Genomic DNA, 7,546 nt, shown 5'->3' with positions numbered 1-7,546 from the left:
GCTGGATAACCCAGCTGCTTGAGAATGGTCAGGGCCTCGTTCCTGCCCGGCTGGGGCCAGAGACCGCCGGGATTGCTAGGCAGCGGTGGTGCAGTCAGCAGGGCCTTGTTGTAGAGCGCAAACTGATCAATCACCCCACCGGCATTGCTGGGCAGCAACAGGGCTGTGTCGTTGATGTTGGTGGCCAGGTACGCGTTGGAGACGTTCTCCTGCGATGCCACCAGTTGGTTGTCGACATAGAGCTTGGCAGTGCCGCCGTTGGTCGGCAGCTGGGTGGCGACACCATTGATGGTGTAGCTCCGATAGGTGGGCAGGTAGGTGGCTACCACGTAATGCCACTTGTCATCGCGTAGATCAGSTGGTAACGCTGTTTGTCGTTTGTTCTCTGGGGAGGTGGCGTCTGAGGTGATCGCTACGCCATCAGCCACATCGAACACCAGTTGTCCTTCCTGATTCACCGAGATGGCAGGCCCCGGTGAAACCGAGAAGGTGAGCTCTAGGCCGCCATATTGTTCAAAACCTGATGTTGTACTCGTACCAGTAACTGCAGGATCCAGGCTGAAGGCAACCTTGGCCGAGGCGTAGTTTTCCTGATAGTCCCAGAGGGCCTGGAACATGTCTTTGAGACTTTGATTTTTGCCCGGATCGCTGGAGAGCTGCCCATCTCGGGCAAACACCAGGCCGCTGTTCAGCAGCGAGCTGGCGGTATCGATGCCGACGGCATTGAGATTCGAGACCGGCAGGCCGGTATCGGCATCAAGGGATATGTTGAAATCAAGCGAGGTGCCAGGCACAAGATCGATCGTGCTGGCATCCAGACCATCACCACCCGGTAGATCACCAGGTTGGAGACCGTAACTGTTCAGAAACTGGGTGACGCCATCGATGGTCTGGCCGCTGTAGAGKTTCGTGAGGCTGAGGGCATTGCTGTAGACATTGCTACCGCCATTGCCATTCAAGGCGGTTGTGTTGGCGCCGGTGGCATCCAGGCTCCAGCCCCAGGCATACAGATCGTTGGCTTTGGCGCTGTTGCTGCTGAGCGTGTCGTAGGCGTCCTGGAAGCCCTGGGCTGCGGCCTGTTGCACGGTGATCCGCTGCACCGTGAAGGTGGACGTCATCAGCCAGCCGCTGGGSGCGACGGCCGGGCCCACCGCCTCCTGGCTGGGTTGCCCGAAGGCCACCAGGCCTGCACCCTGGGGGTTGGAGCCCGAGGGCAACTTGGTCCAGAATTCGATCGTGTAAGGAACCGAGCTGCTGGGGGTGGCGATCAGTGCGGATGGGGCCAGAACGGTGCCCTGCTGCAGCGGATCGGCGCTGAGCTGGTAATCCCCCAAGCCGGTGGCGGGATCAACATTGATCAGTGCGCTGATGCTGGTGCCGAATTTGATGCCTTCGCCGATGATCAGATCACCCACGACCAGGCTGCCGTTCAGCTGGCTGACCGTGAGTGTGGTGCCATTGATGCTGCCGCTGAAGCTTGCGTAGGGCAACCCCAGATCCTTGCTYGARSTSGGTKYMGGATCSGGYACAGCCTCAAATGCGGTGCTGCTGGTGATGTTCTCCAGGGGAGCCGTGTTGATGCTGTACTGGCCTGTGCCCTTGGCTGCATCAAAGGCGCTCAGCACTGCCGTGATCTGGGTGTCCACAGCCAGGCCCGGCCCGGTGAGCAGGTCACCCACGGTCAGCTCTCCGCTGAGTGCCGTGAGCGTGAGGGTGCTGCCCGTGATCGTGCCGGTGAGCTGGCTGAGGGGACTGCTGGGCCGCTGGTTGATGGGGGTGCTGTTGAAGAGGCTGTTGTAAAGGCTGTTCTGGCTACCGGTGCCGGTGGCGATCACGCCGGTGCCATCGATGTTCTGCACTGCGCTGCCGCTGGATTTGCTCAGGGCGCTGGCGATCGTGAAGTTGAGCCCGGTGCTGGAGGCACTGGTACCGGTGGTGGTTTCAGATGCTGTGCTGCCGATGTTGATGTCGTTAAATCCGGGCTGGAGATCGGCGAACTGCAGGTAGATCAGGGGTTGATCATTGAGCACCGATTCCACATAGGGCGTGCGCACGTTCTCGCTCCAGCTGAGCACCGCGGTGTCGCGCACCTGGCCACTGGCATCCACCACCTGCTTGGAGGCCACCGACAGCGATTCGATGCCGACGCCGATGTCGTTGGTCTGATCCCAGGGGATCGTGGTGATGGTGGAGCTGCCCCCCTCACTGAACAGATCGCTCCACTGGATGGAATTGGCAGCTGGATTGAGGAAACCCGCCTTGAGCACCGTGGGCGGCAGCAGCGGTGTGGCGTTAAGGGCCACAGGCTGGAAACTGCTGCCGAGGCTCTGGTTGGTACTGAGCCTGTAAACGGCCTTTTGGGTGAGTGGGTCRTACGGGGTGATGATCCCGGTGACSAGGGTGCCTTGCTTGACGCCATCACCACTGATCAGATCGCCGATGCGCAGACCGCTGCTGGCATCCGTGAGGGTCAGCCTGTTGTCATCGATCCAGCCGGTGATCGCGATCGGATCAGGAGGCGTGCCCTTGATTGTGGAGATTGAGGTTTCATCCCACACCAGCAGGGTGCGGGCAGCACCATCCATCTCCACAGCAAAGGCTTTGAGATGGCGGATCACCGCATCTACCGGAGCATACAATTCAAWTGGCGACTGCCAGGTACCATTCGGCTTTTTGATTCGATAGTTGATCTGTTGACTGCCATAAAGCTGACTTAAATAATTCTGATAACTTGTGCTTCCATCTCCCTTCGCTGCCACCGGGATGACCGGTTTGCTGGCCTCCACCCAGAAGACAGCCGTGGAATTGGCAAACCGTTCACCTGTCTGACCTGCCAGCGTGATCACGGTGGGTGTGCTGGCGGCGCTGAAGGTGGTCACAGGGCCTTTACCATCTGAACCAAGAGTGTTGTAGAGGTATTTCAGCGTGACGTTCGCTGGCTCGAGCTCGGGCACAGACGTCTTGCGGCCGGCGCTGTCGATCTGGCTGCCATTCAGGTAATTGACTGTCCACTGTTTGCTGGMACTGTCGAARCTGCCAAACACCACCCGGTTGAACACAGGCCAGCCACCCTGCGTTGGCGTCTGCTGCCACTGATCGTTGATGCCATCGGCCAACCAGACTTGCTGCGAAGAACCTGTTGACTGATCTGAATTCGCGGGCGCGCCMGGGTTGGCGCTGTAGKACTGATCCTCAACCACATTGCYGTAACCCAGCACCTGGTCAGTCACGCTGAAGACTGGATTGCTACTTTCAGCTGTTGGCTTGTAGTCAGCTATAAAGTTTAAATCCGACAGCAGATCAACAGTGAGAGTAAGGCTTGTGCTTGGGGTAGAGCTCAGATAAAGAGGATCATCCAGGACGACCTTCACGATCGAGCCATTGCTGAGGCTGACGCTGGCGGTGGTGGTGTTCAGAGCACCGACGTTGAGGCTGACCGGCACATCCTTGTAGGTTCTTAGGCTATTGTCTGAAGGAATCGGATTGGTGAAGCTTGTTGTTCCGGTGGCTGTGTTGGTGTTGACCAGCACCACCTGGGGAACCGCCACGATGTCGCTGATGGTGAGAACCTGAGGAGTCGGCGTGGATGTCGTGCTGGCGCGGGCCGTGATGACTGGTAGCTGTGTCCGCAGGTCGCGGATGTCCTGCAGGTTGCTGCTGTCAGCAGGGGGTTGCAGAATCCCGGTGCTGAACACATCARGGATCAGCGCGTAAATTCCACTATCTCTACTTGTTTCAGGCAGGAACAGATATTGTCCATTAAGAACACTGGGTATGCTGGATGGCGGGACCTTGATCTGAATCGATGWTGGGTCAAGTGTCCCATCACCGAGAACGTTGAAGCTGAAGGTGGCGCCAGCCGAACCTGGTAGCGATTCAGCAAGGATCGGTACCCCTTCGTAAGTGCCGGGGATCAGGCCTGATCCTCGGTTTACCAGTTGCAAAGGGGAGCTCGTGCTGCTTCCAGCGCCGCCTGTGTAGTTACTTAGAGTGAAAAGCTGTAGATTGGATGAGTTAGCGACTAGCGGAACTCCCCCATCGCTATCGCCTATGGCTGGCAGCAGAGTGGAGCCACTGGCTGGGAGATAGAGGTAATTCTCAATTGTGCTGTTGGTTGTGGCTCCTGATCCAGCGAGGTTTTTTAGAGGGGGAAGAGCTGTGGTGTATGGCTTTGGAAGTGTAATTTGAAAAGCCAGCAATGGTATGCTGACACCAAATGGAAATGCCGCGCCGCCATCTACCTGAACTTTTAATTGCCAGTCRGAGTAKGATCCATCAGCTTTCTTAAAAGCGTCTTGATTGAAGTAGTCATACCAGCCAGCTCTGAGATTTCCGTAGAATCCACCAATGCTCTTATAGAGATACCGCAGACCAATCTGACCTCTCACCACCAAGCCATTTTGATAACCTGTACGCTTTGTCGAATCGCCGATAGCACTTGAGATGGGCGGTGCGATTGCATAGGTAACTCCAGCCAAAGCCTGCAGGAGCTGGAATTGCTGGTAGTACTGGTAGGGATCTTCCTTGGCATCTTTCGCATTCCACAAAATCCCCCCTTTGTTGAACTTATTGTAGAAGCTAGTATCGTTTTTATCCCGATTACTATTTAGTTGATTTGCGTTTTCGAAGCCGTTGCTGGCACTCTGTCCCTGAGCCAACAATCCGAGAAATGGCCCTAAAACTGCTGCAGAGTAGCCTAACCATTTCAAGTCCTCAGGAAGGAAACCATCAGCATTAATGGCCTTCTGTGTGTATTGGCCGGCGTACCCAAATGAAAACCCGTATGAGTACTGTAAGTACCCTCCTGTCTCCAACCTTTCTCTTACCTGGCGATCCCAGCCAACAGTCGCAGAGAAGGTGTTTTTAACCTTTTCGAGATTAAAGCCCTGCGGGCTGAATACATTTAAGCTGTCAAAGTAGTACTTTGTTTGCAGGCTTGCTAGAAACGTATAGTAGTTTCGCGTTTGCTTAAGGATCGCGCCAGCAAGACCTTCCCGCGCAARACYTAGAGCTTYACCGACWTTTCCCCTCTCTTTCTTGCCTTCAATGATATAGGTGATGCCAATGTCATTCCTTGTGACCTGAGTGCCAAATCCATACGTCCCAAAGGCGCCCACGAACCCAACGCTACGCTTATATTCCCGATCACCTAGCTGCACCCCTTGATTGTAATCTTCTACGGCACTAGAGAGTTGTTCAAATTGTTGTCTGATACTATTTCCTGGAAGCCAATCGCTCTGCGGCGACGAATTCGGGATAACAAGCTGCCAGCGCGCTCTTGTCTGCCCTAGTGCGAGCCCAAACACCCCTGTGTACTGTCCTTGCGGATTCCCCGCCCTTATACCGAACCCACCACTCCATCCAATTCCCAATGGCGATCCCAAGCCATTGGCTGATGCGCGGAGACCACTGCTTGCGGCTTCCAGCGGTGATGGTGCCCTCAACAGCGCTATTGCTGGCGATGGTGATACCAGCAGATCAGCCCTGCTGAACTCGGTGCTTCCAGCCGTGGCTGAAGCCGGTGCCACAGGGGCTGGCTCCTTGGTCGGTGTGACGTCCTGCGGCGGCTTGCTGGCTGTCTCGTTCGTGAGTTGATATCCAGTCGCATCACTGCCGCTGAGGCTGAAGCTCTGCTTAATCAGTTCGCTGTCGGAGCGGGCTCCTGTGAGAGTCTGCAGCGTGTTGCCGGGATCTACTGCTACCGGTTCACGCCGCTGGCTCACCAGTTCAAAGCCGCCATCGCCGCTTGCCCGCAGCCCAATTGCTTCGGTGACCGTGCCGCTGTCGCTGAGCAGCAGCGGATCGTTCCAGCTCAGCTGCCCGTCGCTGCCCCAGCTCCCGAGCGTGGCGTAAACCTTGGCGGCTTCGCCCGAGCCGATCCGGTAGGCCAGCACAATTCCCGGAGTGTTACCGGCCTGGTTGCCAACTTTTCCGCTCGTGGGCCAGAGATCCTCCACCAGCAGCACCTGGAGCTTCTCGCCGCCATAGGCCCCCGGCACCACCTGGGCCTGATCCCAACGCTGGGCCTGGGCATTCCACTTGCACTGCCACAGCAGCCCGTCTACCTCGAGGAACCCGTAGGCGGTGCCGTTGGCATCGTTCAGGGTCTGGATGTTGCTTGCGTAGGGCACGGTAACTGTCAGGTAAAGATGACGCCTTTGCCGCCGATTAGGCGGCTTCAGCTTAGCTGTTTGAGCGATGAAATCATCAGCGGGCTGGTTTATCCACACCACTTCTGGTTGCCGCCAACAGCGTGTGGTTGTTGTCCACCGCCGGGGATGGCGTTGACGGGCCTGTTCATAAAGATCAGCACGCTTTTTGCAAATTGCTATCGCCACGCCGCTATGCCTTTGCTGAGGCGTAACGAATTTGATGCCGCTATGGCGGTGTTGGTGGTTATACCAATCCACAAAATAAGAAACCCATTGGTAGGCTTCTTCTTTGCTATTGAACGGCCGGTTTGGATAGTTAGGCCGGTATTTAACGGTGCGGAATAACGATTCGGAATAGGGATTGTCGTTGCTTACCCGTGGCCTAGAAAAGGATCTGAGTACCCCAAGCTCTTCTAAGCGCACCTCAAGGGTTGCAGCACGCAATCGCTGCGCGGAAGCCTGCGGCTAGTGAGTGCCGTTATCGGCATGCAAGATCAGCGGCTGTTTGCGGCGTCGGCTGAYSCGTTCCTTTAGGCATGCCCTACTCACCAGCTGAGCTGCTAATTCAGCTGATTCACTTTGCTACTCGTCTCAGGTCACCACTTTTCTGCTCCAGATATCAACCACTAGATAGAGGTAAAGCCAAATCCCTTTTACGTTGGTTGGSAGATAGGAAATATCCCAACTCCAAACCTGATTTGGGCCATTTGCGCTAAGCCGMGGCACCGGCCTTGCTTCTTGTGGTARTYGCGCTCTACCGCGGCGGTGYAGCTGCCCGTGGGCATGTAAAACCCGATAGAAACTGCGTTCAGAACCTATATAAATGCCTTGATCAGCTAGATCAGGCACGATTTGACCTGGCGGCAGATCAGCGTATTTAGGTTCGTTGCAAGTAAGCAAGATCCTTTGGCCTTCCTYAACGCTTAAGCGATGAGCCACTTTGCGAGTACTGCCTTTACGGCGATCAACGCCATTGCCATCAGCTTTAAATTCACGCCGCCAGCGTTTAAGGGTGCGCAGGCAGATACAGGTCACGTCGCATGCCCGCACGAGGCCGGCGCCTGCAGCATTGGCCTCAGCAATCAGCTCAATCACCTTCTGCCGGCAGGCGGCGCTGGTTAGCTTTCCGCGACCTCCGAGCAGTAGGCCTCCCACTTTTTTTGCAGCACCAGCAAGGCCGCCATCTCCGCCAGGGCCTTCTCCTTGCGTTGCAGTTCCTTTTTTAGTGCTTTTATTTCCCGCTGGTCCTGGGCGCGGAGCTTTTCAAGCTCCTTTTGCTCCGCCATGGTTAGCAGGGCCTTCTCCTTGCGTTGCAGTTCCTTTTTTAGTGCTTTTATTTCCCGCTGGTCCTGGGCGCGGAGCTTTTCAAGCTCCTTTTGCTCCGCCATGGTTAG

Annotated in this window: 2 protein-coding genes and 2 pseudogenes; all 4 read right to left on the bottom strand. The window is 56.3% G+C overall.

Annotated elements, in window-relative coordinates:
* Positions 1–6,131, bottom strand: a 6,131-nt coding sequence (locus tag C7K08_RS11835; protein ID WP_241537239.1) for a LamG domain-containing protein, incomplete at its 3' end; no start/stop codon positions are given.
* Positions 6,132–6,416: 285 nt separating this feature from the next.
* Positions 6,417–6,575, bottom strand: a pseudogene (locus C7K08_RS16480) (IS3 family transposase); the annotation flags it as partial.
* Between the two features lie 168 nt (positions 6,576–6,743).
* Positions 6,744–7,247, bottom strand: a complete 504-nt coding sequence (locus C7K08_RS11830; protein ID WP_106500802.1) for a hypothetical protein — start codon at positions 7,245–7,247, stop codon at positions 6,744–6,746.
* Between the two features lie 23 nt (positions 7,248–7,270).
* A pseudogene (locus C7K08_RS15890) lies at positions 7,271–7,546 on the bottom strand (hypothetical protein); the annotation flags it as partial.

Origin of the sequence: Synechococcus lacustris str. Tous (assembly GCF_003011125.1) — a bacterium.
Lineage (GTDB): Bacteria > Cyanobacteriota > Cyanobacteriia > PCC-6307 > Cyanobiaceae > Synechococcus_D > Synechococcus_D lacustris.
The sequence above is the reverse complement of the archived record's forward strand: the minus strand, read 5'-3'. Positions and strand labels throughout refer to the sequence as shown.